Annotated in this window: 20 protein-coding genes; 14 read left to right on the forward strand and 6 right to left on the reverse strand. The window is 35.4% G+C overall.

Annotated features, from left to right (window positions below):
• Positions 1-167: 167 nt before the first annotated feature.
• The 5 genes from miaB to RTX21_RS10270 all read left to right on the forward strand — a co-directional run bounded on the left by miaB (position 168) and on the right by RTX21_RS10270 (position 5,996).
• The gene (miaB, locus tag RTX21_RS10250) at positions 168-1,604 is read left to right on the forward strand and encodes a tRNA (N6-isopentenyl adenosine(37)-C2)-methylthiotransferase MiaB (RefSeq protein ID WP_312767371.1); all 1,437 of its coding nucleotides are present in this window, start codon (positions 168-170) and stop codon (positions 1,602-1,604) included.
• A gap of 88 nt (positions 1,605-1,692) precedes the next feature.
• Positions 1,693-2,988: a sigma-54 dependent transcriptional regulator gene (locus RTX21_RS10255; RefSeq protein ID WP_312767373.1), complete on the forward strand. Its 1,296-nt coding sequence runs from the start codon at positions 1,693-1,695 to the stop codon at positions 2,986-2,988.
• A 1-nt stretch (position 2,989) separates the two neighbouring features.
• A complete protein-coding gene (locus RTX21_RS10260) occupies positions 2,990-3,679 on the forward strand; it encodes a hypothetical protein (RefSeq protein ID WP_312767374.1) in 690 nt (229 codons plus the stop codon).
• Between the two features lie 2 nt (positions 3,680-3,681).
• Positions 3,682-4,200, forward strand: coding sequence for an LptE family protein (locus tag RTX21_RS10265; protein ID WP_312767376.1), 519 nt, complete (start codon positions 3,682-3,684; stop codon positions 4,198-4,200).
• 5 nt (positions 4,201-4,205) lie between these two features.
• A complete protein-coding gene (locus RTX21_RS10270) occupies positions 4,206-5,996 on the forward strand; it encodes a hypothetical protein (protein WP_312767378.1) in 1,791 nt (596 codons plus the stop codon).
• Between the two features lie 29 nt (positions 5,997-6,025).
• Here RTX21_RS10270 and RTX21_RS10275 read toward each other — a convergent pair whose 3' ends face one another.
• Complete coding sequence (locus tag RTX21_RS10275) at positions 6,026-6,835, reverse strand: GLPGLI family protein (RefSeq protein WP_312767380.1); 810 nt, start codon at positions 6,833-6,835, stop codon at positions 6,026-6,028.
• A 2-nt stretch (positions 6,836-6,837) separates the two neighbouring features.
• A complete protein-coding gene (locus tag RTX21_RS10280) occupies positions 6,838-7,806 on the reverse strand; it encodes a GLPGLI family protein (RefSeq protein WP_312767382.1) in 969 nt (322 codons plus the stop codon).
• Between the two features lie 224 nt (positions 7,807-8,030).
• Here RTX21_RS10280 and RTX21_RS10285 point away from each other — a divergent pair, with 224 nt between their 5' ends.
• The 9 genes from RTX21_RS10285 to RTX21_RS10325 all read left to right on the forward strand — a co-directional run bounded on the left by RTX21_RS10285 (position 8,031) and on the right by RTX21_RS10325 (position 14,290).
• The gene (locus RTX21_RS10285; protein ID WP_074236152.1) at positions 8,031-8,360 is read left to right on the forward strand and encodes an iron-sulfur cluster assembly accessory protein; all 330 of its coding nucleotides are present in this window, start codon (positions 8,031-8,033) and stop codon (positions 8,358-8,360) included.
• 57 nt (positions 8,361-8,417) lie between these two features.
• Positions 8,418-9,866 (forward strand): Fe-S cluster assembly protein SufB, encoded by a 1,449-nt coding sequence (gene sufB / locus RTX21_RS10290; RefSeq protein ID WP_312767386.1) that lies wholly within the window; start codon positions 8,418-8,420, stop codon positions 9,864-9,866.
• A 111-nt stretch (positions 9,867-9,977) separates the two neighbouring features.
• The gene (locus RTX21_RS10295; protein ID WP_312767387.1) at positions 9,978-10,382 is read left to right on the forward strand and encodes a GxxExxY protein; all 405 of its coding nucleotides are present in this window, start codon (positions 9,978-9,980) and stop codon (positions 10,380-10,382) included.
• A gap of 150 nt (positions 10,383-10,532) precedes the next feature.
• Positions 10,533-11,279: a Fe-S cluster assembly ATPase SufC gene (gene sufC, locus RTX21_RS10300; RefSeq protein WP_248875035.1), complete on the forward strand. Its 747-nt coding sequence runs from the start codon at positions 10,533-10,535 to the stop codon at positions 11,277-11,279.
• 49 nt (positions 11,280-11,328) lie between these two features.
• A complete protein-coding gene (gene sufD, locus RTX21_RS10305) occupies positions 11,329-12,636 on the forward strand; it encodes a Fe-S cluster assembly protein SufD (RefSeq protein WP_312767392.1) in 1,308 nt (435 codons plus the stop codon).
• Between the two features lie 250 nt (positions 12,637-12,886).
• Positions 12,887-13,123: an addiction module protein gene (locus RTX21_RS10310; protein WP_312767394.1), complete on the forward strand. Its 237-nt coding sequence runs from the start codon at positions 12,887-12,889 to the stop codon at positions 13,121-13,123.
• On the forward strand, positions 13,113-13,412 hold the full coding sequence (locus RTX21_RS10315; RefSeq protein WP_312767396.1) for a type II toxin-antitoxin system RelE/ParE family toxin: 300 nt from the start codon (positions 13,113-13,115) through the stop codon (positions 13,410-13,412). The genes RTX21_RS10310 and RTX21_RS10315 overlap by 11 nt, the downstream gene beginning before the upstream one ends.
• Before the next feature lie 9 nt (positions 13,413-13,421).
• Positions 13,422-13,949 (forward strand): hypothetical protein, encoded by a 528-nt coding sequence (locus tag RTX21_RS10320; protein ID WP_312767397.1) that lies wholly within the window; start codon positions 13,422-13,424, stop codon positions 13,947-13,949.
• A complete protein-coding gene (locus RTX21_RS10325) occupies positions 13,946-14,290 on the forward strand; it encodes a tRNA-binding protein (RefSeq protein WP_312767399.1) in 345 nt (114 codons plus the stop codon). Before RTX21_RS10320 ends, RTX21_RS10325 begins: the two co-directional genes overlap by 4 nt.
• Positions 14,291-14,309: 19 nt before the next feature.
• Here RTX21_RS10325 and RTX21_RS10330 read toward each other — a convergent pair whose 3' ends face one another.
• From RTX21_RS10330 to RTX21_RS10345, 4 genes are all read right to left on the reverse strand, one after another.
• Complete coding sequence (locus tag RTX21_RS10330) at positions 14,310-14,654, reverse strand: DUF1801 domain-containing protein (RefSeq protein ID WP_312767401.1); 345 nt, start codon at positions 14,652-14,654, stop codon at positions 14,310-14,312.
• Entirely contained in the window at positions 14,654-16,492 is a 1,839-nt protein-coding gene (locus RTX21_RS10335) for an ABC transporter ATP-binding protein (protein WP_312767403.1), read from the reverse strand. Before RTX21_RS10335 ends, RTX21_RS10330 begins: the two co-directional genes overlap by 1 nt.
• Positions 16,493-16,548: 56 nt before the next feature.
• A complete protein-coding gene (locus RTX21_RS10340) occupies positions 16,549-17,475 on the reverse strand; it encodes a M28 family peptidase (RefSeq protein ID WP_312767406.1) in 927 nt (308 codons plus the stop codon).
• A 145-nt stretch (positions 17,476-17,620) separates the two neighbouring features.
• Positions 17,621-18,010: a DUF4293 family protein gene (locus tag RTX21_RS10345; protein ID WP_312767408.1), complete on the reverse strand. Its 390-nt coding sequence runs from the start codon at positions 18,008-18,010 to the stop codon at positions 17,621-17,623.
• Positions 18,011-18,117: the final 107 nt, after the last annotated feature.

An 18,117-nucleotide genomic window follows, 5' to 3' on the forward strand; every position in this document is an offset into this window, starting at 1 on the left:
CTGAATAATTATTTCTCTTTTTAAAGTCAATAGAATTAATCTGTTTATATTATTGACTGCCATTCTGTCACAATATTTTGTATCTTTGCAAACTTAAACAGTTCAAAATTTCGGGTTCAGGGTCCTTCAACATTGGATTTCCAATTTGAGCTTTAAATATAAATATAGTGCAGGAAAAATATATAGACGAGACCAAACAAGGAGAAGCTTTTGCTATAGCAGAAAGACCAGAAAATGGTAAAAAATTATTTTTGGAAAGTTATGGCTGCCAGATGAACTTCTCCGATTCCGAGATTGTTGCATCTATTCTTAACGAGCAAGGTTACAACACGACTTTGAAGCAGGAAGAAGCAGATTTGATTTTGCTTAACACTTGTTCTATCCGTGAGAAGGCAGAACAGACGGTTCGTATGCGTCTCGCTCAATTCAAAAATCTAAAAAAAGAGAAACCAAATCTTACCGTTGGCGTTTTGGGTTGTATGGCCGAGAGACTGAAAACCAAATTCTTGGAAGAAGAACAACTGGTAGACTTGGTTGTTGGTCCGGATGCCTACAGAGACCTTCCAAATCTTTTGAAAGAAACCGATGACGGAAGAGACGCCATCAATGTAATCCTCTCAAAAGACGAAACTTACGCAGATATCAATCCTGTCCGTCTTGGCGGAAACGGCGTTACAGCGTTCGTTACAATTACCAGAGGTTGTGATAATATGTGTACTTTCTGTGTTGTGCCTTTTACAAGAGGAAGAGAAAGAAGCCGTGATCCGCATTCCATCATAGAAGAATGTCTTGACCTATGGAAAAATGGTTACAAGGAAATTACACTTCTTGGTCAAAATGTTGACTCTTATCTTTGGTACGGTGGTGGTCCAAAAAAAGATTTTGCAAAAGCAACTGAAATGCAAAAATTGACGGCTGTAAATTTTGCCCAATTAATGGAAATGGTTGCTATCGCCGTTCCAAATATGAGAATCCGATTCTCAACTTCCAATCCTCAGGATATGAGCTTGGATGTTTTCCGAGTGATGGCAAAGCACAATAATATTTGCAAATATGTTCACTTGCCGGTTCAAAGTGGAAGCGACAGAATTCTTGATTTGATGAATCGTCAGCATACACGTCAGGAATATCTGGATCTAATCAAACAGGCTAAGGAAATCGTTCCCGACATTTCTTTTTCACAGGATATGATTGTCGGATTCTGCACAGAAACTGAGGAAGACCATCAAGATACATTATCTTTAATGAGAGAAGTGGAATACGATTACGGTTATATGTTCGCTTATTCTGAAAGACCTGGAACGCCTGCTCACAAAAAGATGGAAGACGACATTCCGGCAGATGTGAAACAAAGACGTTTGGCAGAAGTGATTGCTTTACAAGGCGAATTATCCAAAAAGAGAATGGCTTCTTACGTCGGAAGGGTTCACGAAATTTTGATTGAAGGTATTTCCAAAAAGAACAAAAATCAATGGAAAGGAAGAAATTCTCAAAATGCGGTTTGTGTTTTCGATATGTTGGAAGGGCAGAAAATTGGTGACATTGTTTCCGTTTTCGTTCACGGGAATACACAAGGAACGCTTTTGGGGAAAACGGTTTCTTAATGTGTTAATATGAAAATGAGCTAATTCAAGAGATTAACTTTATAAATCAATTACCACATTCTCAAATCATCAAATTATCAAATAAACAATGGCAGACTTACAATCTATAAAAGCACGTTTCGGAATCATTGGGAATTTCCCTGCTTTGAACCGTGCTTTAGAAAAATCTATACAAGTAGCACCAACTGATATTTCCGTTCTTGTAATTGGAGAAAGCGGTGTCGGGAAAGAATTCATCCCGAAAATAATCCATTCAGAATCCAGAAGAAAACATCAGCCTTACATCGTCGTAAACTGTGGTGCAATCCCGGAAGGGACCATCGATTCAGAATTATTTGGTCACGAAAAAGGAGCCTTTACAGGTGCTACTTCTACCCGAAAAGGTTATTTTGAAGTGGCTGACGGCGGAACAATTTTCCTTGACGAGGTTGGAGAATTACCGCTTCAAACCCAGGTTCGTCTTTTGAGAGTTTTGGAAAGTGGCGAGTTTATGAAAGTCGGTTCTTCCCAAGTCCAGAAAACCAATGTAAGAATCGTAGCTGCGACGAATGTGAATATGATGAAAGCCATTCAGGACGGACGTTTCCGTGAAGATCTTTATTACCGTCTGAACACGGTTCAAATAGATATGCCACCTTTGCGGGAAAGAAAAGGCGACATCCATTTGTTATTCAGAAAGTTTGCAATTGATTTTGCTGAAAAATATAGGATGCCGGAATTGAGATTGACAGACGATGCCGTTGCTTACCTTGAAAATTATGCCTTTCCGGGAAACATTCGTCAGTTGAGAAATTTAGTCGAGCAAATGACTGTCGTTGAGCAAAATCGAGAAATCAATTCTGTGAAATTAGCCGAATACATCCCGATGAATGCTAATTTACCAGCAGTTGTTTCTAAAACAAATGGAACCGGAACTTCCGGAGACTTCGGCTCGGAGAGGGAAATTATGTACAAGGTGCTCTTCGATATGCGAAATGATATTAATGATTTAAAATCCTTAACTTCGGAACTGATAAAAAGTAGAGGAAACGCAGACCTTAGTTCTCAGGAAAAGAATCTGATCAATCGAATTTACACGCCTGAACCTCAACAATCTGCAAACCCAAATTCTTTGCTTTATTTTGAAAATAATAACAATAATCAAAGTCAGGTTCATCATCCAACGATCATTTCTGAGGACGAGGACCATCATTACAACGATGTAGAAGATATTGAAATTGAGGAAGCTAGACCAGAATCCCTTTCGCTTCAAAACAATGAAAAAGATTTGATAATCAAGGCATTGGAAAAGCACAAAGGAAGAAGAAACAAAGCCGCAGACGAATTGGGAATTTCGCAAAGAACACTTTACAGAAAAATAAAACAATATAATCTAGAAGAATAAAATGTCAGCAAACCTACAACCAAGAAGTGTAAATTTCAAATTTGGTGAATACATTTCTCAAGCGATTGACTTGATGAAGAAAGATTTTGGAACGATAATACTTTCATTCCTATGTTTTATGATCATGTCTATCATTCCTTTTTGCGGGATTTTAGCTGCAGGTAATTTCTACAGGATCTGTTACAAAATTGATAAAGGAATCCCAACCGGAGCTGGAGAAATTTTTAATTTTGATGATTTTGTACCCTATTTTATCTTTCAATTGTACATTTTTGCAGGCATTTTTCTAATTTTTATTCCGTTTGGCTTTTTGGCAATTTTTGCGGACAATGACAATACCGTTTCTGGTTTTGTTGGAGGTCTTGGAGCGATTTATTTTATATCTGTATATTTTGTATTGATTTATTTATTACTTCAATCTTTTTATATTCCTGCGTTGATTACATTTAAGCAAATAAAAGATTTGAAATCTGCCTGGAATATCTCTAAAACAATGACAAAAGGAAATCTTTTATCTATACTTTTCTTTTCCATCGCAGTTGCATTTTTGGGAGAACTGGGAATTATACTTTGTGGAATTGGATTGTTTATAACCTTACCTTTTATAAATGTAGCTCATTATTTTGCCTTCAAAGATGGTCTTGCACAAATAGAACACGATGAACTAACAGAAATCGGTCAAAAATTTTAATTATGAAAAAGTTTTTTGGGCTTTTAATTTTAACGTTATTATCAGTAACATCCTGTTATTCATTTACTGGTTCATCTTTGAGAGAAGATATGAAAACGGTGAAGATCAATACTTTCCCGAATAATGCGGCAAACAACCTTCCTAGTTTGAGCCAGGATTTTACCGTGGCCTTGCAGAATCGTTTTCTCCAAAGAACAACACTGAAAGGTGCAGTGGAAAATCCAGATCTTTTGATCGAAGGAGAGATCAGCGACTATAATATTACACCTACAAGTATCGGGTCTGCAACGACAACGACATCCGGAAACACAATACAAGCACAGCAAAATAAACTGACAATCTCTGTGAAGGTCCATTATGAAAATATCAAAGACCCGACATTGAGCTTTGACCGAACTTACAGTGACGAAGCTGTTTTCAATAGCGACCTAGACCTGAACACGATAGAAACTGCACAAGTGAGAATTGTGAACGACAGGATCATCAATAAAATTTTCAATGATATTGTAGCCAATTGGTAAGAAGAATGAATACTAGAGTTTTAGAATTAGTAAAAAAACCGAAAATTATTACCGAATCCGATCTGGACATTTTGAGATCAGAATCAGAAAAGATGCCTTATGCGCAAAGTATAAGAGCACTCTATCTTTACGGGATCAATCTTTACAAACCGGAAAATTATAAAGAAAACCTCTCTAAAACCGCAGCTTACACGACAGATAAAAAGATACTTTATCACTTCATTAATTCTGAAAGAATTTCTAAAAAAGAGATTACACCAACATCAATCATATCTGACGAAAAACCTGAAAATCATTTAACTAACGACAAAACAACAGAAGACACAAAACCTGCAGAATCTGAAATCGTAACGGAAATTGAAAATACAGAAACGCATTCTGTTCTGAATAAATTTGATATCGAAAAGATCATCGAAACTGAAAATTCTGAGAACTCAGAATTCATAGTTGTAGATGGCGAAAAGAATCGTTTACTTTATGATGGTGAAGAAAATTTCTTAAAAGAAAAATCCTCGCAAGTTGATCTGGAAGCAACGAAAGAATCCGGACAATTGGTTCTAAAAGAAGAAACCGAAACCATTGATTCCCAAATCATCATTGATGAAAATCCTGCGCAAGAATCTATTTCTGCTCCCGAACACATTGAAGATATTTTAACTTTAGAAGAAACTAAAGTTGAGGAAATTTCCACAGAACTAGAATCTCAACCAGAAATTTCTTCCAATGATATCAGTTTCGGAGGCGCTCAGGAGTTTCTTCCAAATGTGAAATTCTCGCTTCCAAAAAATCATCTGGATTACCTGAATCCTTCGAAAAAAGAAAAGTCAGAGGAGAAACCAACTGAAGAAAAACCTGTAATTAGATCTGAATATAAAGAACCTTTTGTAAAAAATATTCCTGAAGATGATATTGATGATAGTCAAATCAGCTTTGAGAACACGCAATCTTTTGAAGTTTTTGAACCGAAAAAAGTTGAGGGAACAGAAGATTCAATTCAGGAAGAAAGGATTAAAGAGAATCAAATCAATTTTGAAAATACGCAGACTTTCGACATTATTGAAGATAAAACTGAAATCTCACAGACTGAAATCAAACCAGAAATTACTGAACCAAAAATTGAAGTTCAAGAACCTGTTTCTGAATGGAAACCAATGTCTTTCTCAGCGAACACACCAGATGCTTTGATTGGTAAAAGTAAACCTGAAGAAAGAGAAATTCCTAAAATAATTACAAAAGTTGACGTTGCTCCAACACAAGAAAAAGTTGAGGAGGTTATTGTTCATCCGGAAATTATAGAAGAAACTCAAGTAGAGGAAAAGAAAACTGAGATCTCTGAAGAAGAAAGACCAATTATGAATGTTTCGTTCTTTGGAAATGAGGTTTCTAAAATCGAAGAGAAAAAGGAGATCATTCCAATCCCGGAAAAGGTTGAAACAAAGGAAGCTACTGAAAGCAATGTGGGTACTTTTATCAACACTTGGCAAAGCTGGCTGAAAATTGAAAGACCGGAAGTCAAAGAAGAGCCATCCAAAACCAAGGAAAAAATCATTGACAACTTCATTGAGACCAATCCGAAAATATCTCAGTTAAAGGAAGAAAGCAACTATATCATCAAGGAGAAGAAAGACGACATCTCTCACTTAATGACAGAAACCCTGGCCAAGTTATACACGGAACAAAAACTATACTCCAAAGCAATAAAGGCTTACGAGATACTTTCAGAAAAACATCCCGATAAAAAAGATTACTTCGAACAAAAGATTGAAGAAATAAAAGACATCAGAAAATCACAATAAAAGAACGGGACAAATATTTGTCCCGTTCTTTATTTTAATTCAATTGGATTATTTCTGCTTTTTATTTCCGCTTGCATGCGTTTTTGTCTTTCCTGCATTTCTTTTGGATCCATTGCCGGCCGGTTTCCGCCACCTCGTCCTCCGTTATTTCTTAGAGCATTGACGAAGCTTGCCGGGTCTTTTTGCATCTTTTTCTCCATCTCTATATATTTCGATTTGGAAAGAGTGATGTATTGTCCTCGATTCAAAGGTTGATATATCTCTGCTATTTTTTTCGTTTGCATCAAATCAAAAGAATAATCGCCTTTTTTATCTTGAATTTTTACTATCAATCCCGGCAAACCAGAGAATTTGTAAGGACCATCCTGAAAGGGAATTTCTTGTGTGAACCAGGCATACCAAGTCCTACCGCCAAATTTCGTTTCTGCTTTTTGAGTTTGATAATCTCCGATTTTCACAGTTTCTGGTAAGATTTTCCATTCAAAAACAGGAGTTTCCGAATAAGAATAATTATCTCTCCCTATTCTTGATTTATAAATCAAACTTTGATTAGTAAGGTCTTTTTCAATGGTAAACTGAAGGTTGCTTCTCAAATTCTGCATTTGCTCTCTGTCAAAATTTTTGGTTGCGAACATTCTTTCCATCAGAGAATCTCTCTTCATCGAATTTTCTGCATAGAAAACAGATTTTTTGCCATCAGTATCCAGATAAGCAGATTCTGTTTTTTTCTCAACATTGGTAGAATCAGGAGATAATGTTACTTGATAAATAAAACGAGTGCCTTGTTGGGCTATTACCAGTGGCGTCGCCAACAAGCATAATAATTTTATTAGTTTCATATTTATTGTCTATTACTTAATTCAATTGGGTTTGTATTTCCAAAACTCATAACGCTTCCATTACTTGTCATGGGATTTTGAGTTGGATTTCCTAATTGCATATCCTGTCCTCCCATATCTACATTTGGCATTCCGCCATTCATTCCTTGTCCGGGTTGTCCACCAAATCCGCCGTTCATTCCACCTCTTTGATGCATTCCTCTTCCTCCTCCGGGACTGAAATTATCAAGATTGATCTCAGGATCCTTATTTTTGATCATTTCCATTTTAACAGATGCTTTGTCACCTTGGAAGTTGATTCTTGTCGATTTTCTTGCATCAGGCTTTATATCTTCTGAAAAAGCATTTGGAATCGATATTTTTTTTAGGAAATTGAATTTATAATCTCCTTTATCATCTTCAAGCTTTACAATTAATCCAGGTAATCCGGAAAATTTGTAAGGTCCATCAGAGATTTTAATTTCCGGTGCAAACCATGCTATCCAAACTCTTCCACCAAAATTTACAGTCGCTTTTTGGGCTTTATAACCATTAAGATCAGAAACCTGGTCAGAAATGTTCCACTTCATTTTCCGGTCTTCCTGATAATAAACTTGCTTTGAACCAACACTTTCAACCAAACTCACTGTTTTGTCATCATTATTTTTCTTGATGAAATATTCGAAAAAAGTAGGTTGGATCGATTTTCCATTCGCCAGTTTTGGAAATTCCGGTTTGTCTTTTTTCGATTTTCTCACGTCCGGAATTGTCTGGCTTTTCAAAACTGCAACCAGAGAATCCTTCAATAATTTACTCTCACTGATGAACAATGACTGGTTATTTTTCACATCCAGAAAAGTTCTTTCCATCTTCATATCTACGAGATTGATAGTATCCGGATTCACTTCGGTCTGATAAATATATCTTTCGGTCTGGCTCATCATTTTCCCAAAAAGGAAAAACATCATCATTAAAATAAAAATCTTCTTCATAAACTAATTGTTTGATTAACAAATCCCGACAAAGTTAATTATAAGAACAATCAGAAATAATAAATGTTGATTTTTTTGATAACAATTTAACATTAACAAACTGTATCTCATTACAAAACGAAATATTAAAGTCTTTCTAAAATCGTTAAAATAGATGCCATCGATTTGAGATTGCGGAAATTAGTTCGTACTTTTGTAGACTAAAATCAGTCTAAATAAAAACAATGATACAAGTAAGCGATCAGGCAAAATCAAAAGCAGCTCAGTTGATGACTGAAGAAGGCTTCAACCCTGAGACTGACTATATAAGAGTGGGCGTAAAAAGCGGCGGATGTTCCGGCCTGGAGTACGTCCTGAAGTTTGATAATGTAAAAAATGAAACCGACCAGATCTTTGAAGATAATGGTGTACGCGTGATAATCGAGAAAAAATCGATTCTTTATCTTGCTGGTACAACTCTGGAATATTCAGGAGGTTTGAATGGGAAAGGTTTTATTTTTAATAATCCGAATGCTGCAAGAACTTGCGGTTGTGGAGAAAGTTTCAGTTTATAATTAGAGATTAGGAAAAAGAATTAATAATTCTAAAGTCTAAAATCTAAAATCTATCTAATGAGTAAATATACAGAAGACGATTTACGCGTCGATTTAGAAAATAAAAAGTACGAATTCGGATTTGAAACGGATATCGAGTATGAAGATTTCCCGATTGGTCTGAATGAAGATATCATCCGTGCGATTTCTGCTAAAAAAGAAGAACCAGGATGGATGACCGAATGGCGTTTGGAATCTTTCCGAATCTGGCAGAAAATGACAGAACCGGATTGGGCAAATATCAAGTATCAAAAACCTGATTTCCAAGCCATCAGATATTACGCGGCTCCGAAAGCAAAACCAGAATTGGCTAGTCTTGATGAAGTTGACCCAGAATTGTTGAAGACTTTTGCAAAATTGGGAATCAATATCGAAGAACAAAAAAGATTAGCAAATGTTGCAGTTGATATTGTAGTGGATTCAGTATCCGTAAAAACGACGTTTCAGGAAACTTTGAAGGAGAAAGGTATTATCTTTTGTTCAATTTCAGAAGCTATCAAAGAACATCCGGATTTGGTGAAACAATATATCGGAAAAGTAGTTCCAAGAGGCGATAATTTTTACGCAGCTTTAAACTCCGCAGTTTTTTCTGACGGAAGTTTCTGCTACATCCCAAAAGGTGTAAGATGTCCAATGGAATTATCTACTTATTTCCGTATTAATCAATCTGGAACTGGTCAGTTCGAAAGAACTTTGGTCATTGCAGACGAAGGGAGTTATGTTTCTTATCTTGAAGGTTGTACAGCGCCATCGAGAGATGAGAATCAGCTTCACGCTGCAGTTGTAGAACTCATTGCAATGAACGACGCTGAAATCAAATATTCTACTGTTCAAAACTGGTATCCGGGAGATGAAAATGGAAAAGGTGGAGTTTTTAACTTCGTAACCAAAAGAGGACTTTGTGAGAGAAATGCAAAAATCTCCTGGACTCAGGTGGAAACAGGTTCTGCCGTAACTTGGAAATATCCGAGCTGTATTTTGAAAGGTGATAACTCAGTTGGAGAATTTTATTCAATTGCGGTTACCAATATGCATCAGTATGCAGATACGGGAACTAAGATGATTCACATCGGAAAGAATACCAAATCAACAATTATTTCGAAAGGAATTTCTGCCGGAAAATCCCAAAACTCATACAGAGGTCAGGTGAAAGTAATGCCTTCTGCAAAAGGAGCAAGAAACTTTTCTCAGTGTGACTCTTTGTTGATGGGTAACGAATGTGGCGCACACACTTTCCCATACATCGAAATCAAAGACCCGACAGCACAATTGGAACATGAGGCAACGACTTCAAAAATCGGGGAAGACCAGATTTTCTATTGTAACCAAAGAGGAATTGACACAGAAAGAGCGATTGCATTGATTGTAAACGGATTCAGTAAAGAAGTTTTGAATAAGCTTCCAATGGAATTCGCAATTGAAGCCCAGAAATTATTGGAAATTTCGCTTGAAGGAAGTGTTGGATAATAGAAATTTCAACATTAAGAAATTTAGGAAATTAAAATCTTAACTTCTTAATGTTTAAAATTTAAGGAATTAATAAATTAATTCTGATTAAAAAAAAATTAAGATGAAAAAATGACAAAAGCAGAAGTAACACAACTTTCTTACGATATTGTAGGATGTGCAATCAAAGTTCATAAAGAATTGGGACCAGGATTGTTAGAAAGTGTTTACGAACTGTGTTTGGCTTATGAATTAAAGGAAAAAGGATATTTAGTTAATCAACAGGTTACTACAAAAATCAATTATGGAAAGATTGAAATTGAAACTCCATTAAAAATTGATTTGCTTGTCAATGAGGCAATTATTGTAGAAATTAAAACTGTTGAAAAATTATTGCCCGTTCATCAAGCACAATTGATGACTTATATGAAAATTCTGAAAAAACCTCAAGGTCTTTTGATTAATTTTTATACGGATAATATTACTAAATCAATGATTCCAGTAGTGAATGAATATTTTTCAAAACTTCCAGAATGAATTTTAAAACATTAAGGAGTTATGATAAATAGTAAAAACTTAAAAATCTTAATTAAAATCAATTTATTGATTTACTTAAAAAAGAATAAAACATTAGAATTAACTTAAATTCTTAATGTTGATACATAAACAAGTTTTAAACATATATAAATGCTTAATATCAAAAACTTACACGCCAAAATTGAAGACGGCGACAAAGAAATTTTAAAAGGAATCAATCTTGAAATAAAACCAGGCGAAGTTCACGCTATTATGGGACCGAACGGCGCCGGAAAATCGACTCTTTCTTCTGTGATTGCAGGAAAAGAAGATTATGAAGTAACGGATGGCGAAATTCTTTTCGAAGGAGAAGAAATCGGCGAAGATGCTCCTGAAGAAAGAGCACACAAAGGGATTTTCCTTTCTTTCCAATATCCTGTGGAAATCCCTGGCGTTACCGTTACCAATTTCATAAAAGCTGCACTTAATGAAACAAGAAAAGCAAACGGATTGGAAGAAATGGGAGCTAAGGAAATGTTGGGATTAATCCGTGAAAACTCTGAGAAATTAGGCATCAGAAAAGATTTCCTTTCCCGTTCTTTGAACGAAGGTTTCTCTGGAGGTGAAAAGAAAAGAAACGAGATTTTCCAGATGATGATGCTAAATCCGAAATTGGCAATTCTTGACGAAACCGATTCAGGGTTAGATATCGATGCTTTGAGAATCGTTGCTGATGGCGTTAACAAATTCAGAAGCGAAGGCAACGCCGTTTTGTTAATCACGCATTACCAAAGATTGTTGAATTACATTCAGCCAGATTTCGTTCACGTTTTGGCGGATGGAAAAATCATAAAAACAGGAGATAAATCTTTAGCACTTGAATTGGAAGAAAAAGGTTACGATTGGCTTTTGAACTAATTCAAATTTAATTTTAATCTTCTAAACGATGCAAAATCAAACCATTACAATGGCTTTATTTGAACAAACAATAAATCAACATTCAGATTTTTTGGAATCGCTTCGTCATTCTTTTTTGAACGAAGAGAGAAAAACTGCTCTTCAGAAATTTGAAGAGAGAGGTTTTCCGACCAAAAAAGATGAAGAATACAAATACACGAATCTGAAGGAAATCACGGAGAAAGATTACAATTTTTTCCCTTCAGAAGCTCATCATATTACCAAAGAGCAGTTGGACGAATTGCATTTGGGCGAGGAACATTTTGACTGGATTGTGTTCATCAACGGAAAACTTCACAAAGAATATTCTAACATTTCGATTGAAAATGCAGAATTTTTGACTTTGAACGAAGCTCTAAGCGATTCAGCAAAAAAAGAAACTTTCAATCAATATTTCAATACGATTGCGAGCCAAGATTTAGCTTTCACAAACTTGAATCTAGCTTATTTCAACGAAGGATTTTTCTTAAAAGTTCCGAAGAATATCGTTATCGAAAAACCGATTCACGTCTTTTATATTTCTGACAATCAGGAAGAAAATACATTCTACAACACAAGAAATCTTCTAATTGTAGAGGCTGGTGCAAAAGTAGAAGTGATTGAAAGCCATCATAATTTTGATGAAACTTTCGTTTTCACCAACTCTGTGACAGAAATTTTCACTTACCAAAATGCAAAAGCAGATTGGCATAAATTGCAGAACGACAGCGACACTTCTTACCTTGTGGACCATACGTTTGCGAAACAGGAAAGAGACAGCTTAACGACTGTGAACACGTTCTCTTTCGGAGGGAAATTAGTTCGTAACAATCTGGATTTCATCCACAACGGCGAGAATATCAACTCGTTTATGAACGGAATCACGATTATCGGGAAAGACCAATTGGTAGACCACCACACGGCTGTTCATCACAACACGCCCAACTGCGAATCTTACCAGAATTACAAAGGGATTTTCAAAGACAAATCGCACGGCGTTTTCAACGGAAAAGTGTTTGTGAACAAGATTGCTCAGAAAACCAACGCTTATCAGCAGAACAACAATATTTTGTTGGATGAAGGCGCAACTATCGATACAAAACCTCAGCTGGAGATTTTCGCAGACGACGTGAAATGTTCGCACGGTTGTACTGTTGGACAGCTGAACGAAGATGCGATGTTCTACCTTAGAGCCCGTGGAATTTCCAAGAAAGAAGCAAGAGCATTATTGCTTTATGCTTTCGCCAACGATGCAATGCAAAACATCGATATCGAGCCACTCAAAGTAAAAGTTTCCAAACTTCTGGCAGAAAAACTGGAAGTTCAAATGGAATTCTAAATAAAATCAAATCGCATCTCTCAGGTGCGATTTTTTTTATTCATTATTATTTGGGCGCCTTAATCCGCCTTCCGTTCCCGCTTTTTTCTTTTTTTATTCAAAAAAGAAAAAGAGCTCCACTCAAGTCGGGGCGCAGATTCAACTTCTATAGAACATTTGATTCCAAAAATTAGTTTTAGCAGACAAATCAATTATCAGCACGAAACAAATTCAGAATTTCATTAACTTTGAAATCATCAAATAACACAAAATGGACTCAAGCATTCAACTCAGAAAAAAAATTCACGACTTTATAGACCAAGCTGACGATAAAACGTTGCAGATTTTCAATGCGATTATTTCCAACGAAAACTCCGATGAAAAAGGTCTTACAAAAGAGCATCGAGAAATTTTAGATAAGCGATTAGAAGAACATCAATACAATCCAGAATCGGGAAAACCTTGGACGGATGTTGTGAATGAGCTTAAAAAAGAATATGGTTTATAAGCTGATAATCAAACCAAAATCACAACAAGACATTAGAGAAGCGATGGAATGGTATAAGAATCAGAATATTAATCTCCCTGAAAAATTTCTAGAAAAGATTGATGAATCACTATTTAAGATTCAGAAAAATCCGCAACATTATCAGAAACGATACAAAGAAATAAGGATTGTATTCACTAGAAAATTCCCATATGGGATTTATTATACGGTTGAAGATAACACGGTTTATGTTCACGCAGTCCTACACATGAAACAAAATTCTGATATTGCTGAAAATCGTATTAAATAAAACACACAAATGAATTACGAAAAATTACAATTCAACCTCAACGCTTACAAAGAAACCGGCGAAATCCTGGACGCTGCAAGATTCCTCATCCACGAATTCGACTTGGACGACGAGAATTTTTTAGGATTTGATTTTCGGGAAGAATTAGAAAAGAACTCGATTCTACTTACTGCCAATGGCGAAATCGGAGATATGCAGGAAGTGATGATTCCAAGAAATTTACTCGATTTTGATTTGATTTTAGTTCTTAATATGCTGGCTCACGAGATGTTGCACGTTCGTCAGAAATCGCCTAAAATGATGATTATGGACAAAAACGAACGCGAATGGCAGGCTTACTACGAAATGTTATTTCATATCAATTTTCCGCAGATTCCTGAACTTTCCGATTATTACAAAAACTTCTTTGGCGAGAAAGCTTTGATTTACTATGGAAGAATGGGCGAAGGAAGTGAATTACAACAGAAATATGCTGAACAAAAGAATGAAGTTGAAAAACTTTTGCAAGACATTAAAAATAAAACAAATCAACAATGACAAAACCTGAAATATCTTGGAGTGATTTCGAAAAAATCGACATCAGAGTTGGAACAATTGTTTCCGCTCTTGATTTTGAGAAAGCCAGAAATCCTTCTTATCAATTGGAAATCGATTTTGGAGATTTGGGAATCAAAAAATCTTCGGCTCAAATCACAGCTTTGTACTCGAAAGAAGATTTGATTGGAAAACAGATTCTTGCTGTCGTTAATTTCCCAAAGAAACAAATCGCGAACTTTTTCAGCGAATGTCTTGTCCTTGGTGTTTATGGAGAAAATAAAAATGAAGTGACTCTTTTGAACCCTAGTTTACCTGTGAAAAACGGGCTGAAAGTTGGTTGAAATTCAGTTAGTTAGAAATTTATTTAATATAAGTTTTCACTTCATCAAGAATATTGAAAATCAATTCCATTGGTAAATCTTCTTCCATATCCAGAAGTAAGATTTTGAACTTTTTCCGACCTTCAGATAATAGTTCAGGATAATCTACTCTATCGCCGTGATAAAAACTGAGATAATGCTTCTGATGGTGTTTACTGTAATAGAAATAGCAGAGCATTTTCTTTTTATACTTCAAAAAAGGAAGTCCAAAACTGAAAGTTTCGGTAATTAATTCATCAGAATTTAGAATCTTTTCTCGAATGAATAAAAGCGCACTTCTTGCAGGTTCATCAATCCGGTAAAAATATTCCTGAATTGGATTCATTAATCAAAATTCTGAAGCTCAACCAACTTTCTGTAAGTTCCGTCTTTGTCCATCAATTCCTGATGAGAGCCTTGCTCCACAATATCGCCTTTTTCCATCACAACAATATGGTCAGCTTTCTGAATCGTGGATAATCTGTGCGCAATAACTAGAGAAGTCCTGTTTTGCATCATTTTCTCCAAAGCGTCCTGAACATATCTTTCGGATTCTGTATCCAAAGCAGAAGTTGCTTCGTCAAGAATCATAATTGGTGGATTTTTCAGAACTGCTCTTGCGATAGAAACACGTTGTTTTTGTCCGCCAGAAAGTTTGTTTCCGTCGTCTCCGATGTTGGTATGATAACCTTCCGGAAGCTGTGAAATAAAATCGTGAGCGTTGGCAATTTTAGCAGATTCTATAATTTGTTCTTCGGTAGCATCAGGATTACCCATCAAGATATTGTTGTAAACCGAATCATTGAATAAAACAGATTCCTGAGTTACCATTCCTAGAAGTTTACGATAATCGGTCAATTTTAGATTCTTGATATTATGTCCGTCAATTAGGATTTCGCCTTCGGAAACGTCGTAAAACCTCGCTAATAGATTGGCAATCGTCGTTTTTCCACTTCCGGATTGTCCAACCAAAGCAACCGTTTTTCCTTTATGTAAATCGATGGAGAAATTCTTCAGAATCAGATTAGATTTCTCGTAATAAAATCCAATATTTTTGAATTCAATTTTATCTTTTAATTCATAAATTGGTGTTGGATTTGGAACTTCATCAACTTTCAAATCGTAGTCCAAAACTTCGGAAACTCTTTCCAAACTCGCCATTCCACCTTGGATATTGGAAACCGCATTCGACAAACGTTTTGCAGGGTCCAAAATCTGGAAAAAAACTGCGATAAAAGCTAGGAAAGTCGCAGGATCACGGTTAGTTCCGTTGATGATTTCCGTTCCTGCGTACCAAGTAATCAATAACATCGTCACAGAACCAAGAAACTCACTCATTGGAGAAGCCAATTCTCGCCTTCTACTCATCGATATGGCGTGATGTTGCCACTGATTTGTCGTTTTATTAAATCGATTTTTTAGAATTTTATCAGCGTTGAAAATCTTAATTACTTTTGATGATTTTAAAGTTTCATCAACCAAAGAGAAGAGATTTCCTAATTCTTCCTGTGCATTTTTGGCCTGTTTTTTCAAGCTTTTTCCAACCCAAGAGATTATCCAACCCATAATTGGGAAAACGATTAATGAAAATAAAGTCAACTTTGGAGAAAGCAAAAACAACGCTGTCAATGACGAAATAATCATAAATGGCGAGTTTACGATGTCCACCAAAGAACCCATAATTCCACTTTCTACACCACCAATATCATTGGAAATTCTGGACATCATATCACCTTTTCTTTGTTCTGTAAAGAAAGAAACCGGCAGTTTTAGAAACTTGTCGTACATCGCAGTTCTCAAGTCTCTTGTGATCCCAACTCGGTAATTAACCAACAAATAAGAACCTATGTAACGGAAAATATTCCTCAATAAAAAAGCAAAAGCCGTCATACAGCAAAGAATCGCTAAAACTTTGATTCCGCCGTGTTCATCAATATTGACCTGAATTGTATAGTAAGCCCAATCTTTCACATAAGCGAAATAATCTGCCAATCTACCATTCCAAATCGGTGCTTTTGTAGTATCGATTTCATCAGAAGTTCCGAACATTATGCTCAAAATCGGAAGCAAAGTCCCTATGGAAAAGATTTGCAAAAGCGAGTAAAGAATGTTGAAAAACATACTTCCCCAAAGGTATTTTTGATGTGGTTTTGCAAAACCTAAAATTCGCTGGTATGGTTTCATTAAGAAAAATTGAAAGGCAAAAATACGGAAAATAAATAGCTTAGTTTATCAAGACGTTAGAAATCATATTTTACCTTATCATTGTACTTCGGCTGAAAGTTTTTGGTATTGAACTTTTCAATCGTCTTAGCGAAATTATTGATGATATCAGTCAAATTATCTGAATCTACAATATTAATATCGTCATTCACAGCATGGTAATGAAAAGCTTTGTTCATATCAACGGTTGAGATAGAATGTGCAATGATTTTCTTTTTAACAAAATTCACATTATCAGACCTGTAAAATAATTGCTGACCTTGATATGGGTCTGGATAAACTTTCAAACCGTTTACTGCATTTGCATTAATCAATTCATCAAAATCAGAGAATTCATCGCCAGTCATAAAAACGGCATTTTTCCCGAACTGAGATTCCGTAGCCAACATTTCGAAATTAAAAAGTGCTTTGATATTATTGAAAACAGGCGTTAAATTTTGATTCTCAGACAACGCTTTTGAACCAATCAATCCGATTTCCTCAGCATTGAAAGCCATAAAAACCATTGAATAATCTGTCTTTTTACCTTTAAAATAATCTGCCAAACCGATTACAGTAGAAACACCACTGGCATCATCGTCTGCTCCGTTATAAATATTGTCTCCTTCTTTATTATTGGTTCCAATATGGTCAAAATGTGCAGAAAAAGCCAAACTTTGTTCTGATTTACCTTTCTTAACTCCACAAACATTGTAACCCTTTTGTCCCTTGTATTCGAAAGGAATCAGATAAGAATCTCCGAAGCAGTAATCCAGATTATTTTTTTTGAATTCCTGAGCAATATATTCAGCAGATTTATCATTTTCTGGTGTTCCGAACTTTCTACCTTTCATCTCATCAGAAGCTAAAGTTGAAACAATACCGACAACTCTTTCTTTGGAAATATCCTGAGCAAAAGACAGAAACGATTGAGCGATTAAAACAATAGAGATTACTTTTTTCATAGCTAGATTGATTTATTATAGAATAATAAGTACGAAAAGCTAGCACTTTGTTACTAATCTTCTGCATATAAAGACTAAGATTGTTAAAAATAAAAAACAGCTTCCTTTTTGGAAGCTGTTCTCACTCAAAAAAATCGTCGTAAGCCTATCGAAGTCTGTCTACAGATTTTACGAGCCTTTCATCTTTTCTGATATATACATTTGCTAAAAGCAGACATATAATAGAAATCAATGAAAAAATTGGCTCAATACCCTTCTCAGGAAACTGAATTCCTCCGGATAAATTGAGTAGCCAGTAAGTCAAAAGACCAACCAACAAAGCGTTTATAATGATGCTGATATTGTTCAGCAAAATTTGTCTCTTCCGGTTTTTGAAACTGAATAAGCTCAAAAGACCAATTACAATTAACAAAACAGTTGAAATATTAATGGTAAGATTTCCACCAAAAATATCGAAATCCTGCGCTGTTAGATTCAGGAAAACAGCTCCTAAAACTGCTAAAAATATCCAGACTGTTTGTATTCTTTGTAACATCCTTATTATAAATCCTTTATAAAAAAGGTTAAAATCGATTGCAAAAATAAAATAATTTTTGCGTAATTCAAAAAATAATGTAGATTTGCATTGTAATCACCTATTTA

This window comes from Epilithonimonas sp., from assembly GCF_032054305.1.
Taxonomy (GTDB): Bacteria; Bacteroidota; Bacteroidia; order Flavobacteriales; family Weeksellaceae; genus Epilithonimonas.

Bases quoted from the DNA above. Each gene is read 5' to 3' on its own strand.
- sufB (WP_312767386.1), top strand. From the start codon at position 8,418: ATGAGTAAATATACAGAAGACGATTTACGCGTCGATTTAGAAAATAAA.
- RTX21_RS10320 (WP_312767397.1), top strand. From the start codon at position 13,422: ATGAATTACGAAAAATTACAATTCAACCTCAACGCTTACAAAGAAACC.
- RTX21_RS10330 (WP_312767401.1), bottom strand. From the start codon at position 14,654: ATGAATCCAATTCAGGAATATTTTTACCGGATTGATGAACCTGCAAGA.
- sufD (WP_312767392.1), top strand. From the start codon at position 11,329: ATGGCTTTATTTGAACAAACAATAAATCAACATTCAGATTTTTTGGAA.
- RTX21_RS10260 (WP_312767374.1), top strand. From the start codon at position 2,990: ATGTCAGCAAACCTACAACCAAGAAGTGTAAATTTCAAATTTGGTGAA.
- RTX21_RS10270 (WP_312767378.1), top strand. From the start codon at position 4,206: ATGAATACTAGAGTTTTAGAATTAGTAAAAAAACCGAAAATTATTACC.
- RTX21_RS10295 (WP_312767387.1), top strand. From the start codon at position 9,978: ATGACAAAAGCAGAAGTAACACAACTTTCTTACGATATTGTAGGATGT.
- RTX21_RS10285 (WP_074236152.1), top strand. From the start codon at position 8,031: ATGATACAAGTAAGCGATCAGGCAAAATCAAAAGCAGCTCAGTTGATG.
- RTX21_RS10325 (WP_312767399.1), top strand. From the start codon at position 13,946: ATGACAAAACCTGAAATATCTTGGAGTGATTTCGAAAAAATCGACATC.
- RTX21_RS10255 (WP_312767373.1), top strand. From the start codon at position 1,693: ATGGCAGACTTACAATCTATAAAAGCACGTTTCGGAATCATTGGGAAT.
- RTX21_RS10345 (WP_312767408.1), bottom strand. From the start codon at position 18,010: ATGTTACAAAGAATACAAACAGTCTGGATATTTTTAGCAGTTTTAGGA.
- RTX21_RS10310 (WP_312767394.1), top strand. From the start codon at position 12,887: ATGGACTCAAGCATTCAACTCAGAAAAAAAATTCACGACTTTATAGAC.
- RTX21_RS10265 (WP_312767376.1), top strand. From the start codon at position 3,682: ATGAAAAAGTTTTTTGGGCTTTTAATTTTAACGTTATTATCAGTAACA.
- RTX21_RS10340 (WP_312767406.1), bottom strand. From the start codon at position 17,475: ATGAAAAAAGTAATCTCTATTGTTTTAATCGCTCAATCGTTTCTGTCT.
- sufC (WP_248875035.1), top strand. From the start codon at position 10,533: ATGCTTAATATCAAAAACTTACACGCCAAAATTGAAGACGGCGACAAA.
- RTX21_RS10315 (WP_312767396.1), top strand. From the start codon at position 13,113: ATGGTTTATAAGCTGATAATCAAACCAAAATCACAACAAGACATTAGA.
- RTX21_RS10335 (WP_312767403.1), bottom strand. From the start codon at position 16,492: ATGAAACCATACCAGCGAATTTTAGGTTTTGCAAAACCACATCAAAAA.
- RTX21_RS10280 (WP_312767382.1), bottom strand. From the start codon at position 7,806: ATGAAGAAGATTTTTATTTTAATGATGATGTTTTTCCTTTTTGGGAAA.
- RTX21_RS10275 (WP_312767380.1), bottom strand. From the start codon at position 6,835: ATGAAACTAATAAAATTATTATGCTTGTTGGCGACGCCACTGGTAATA.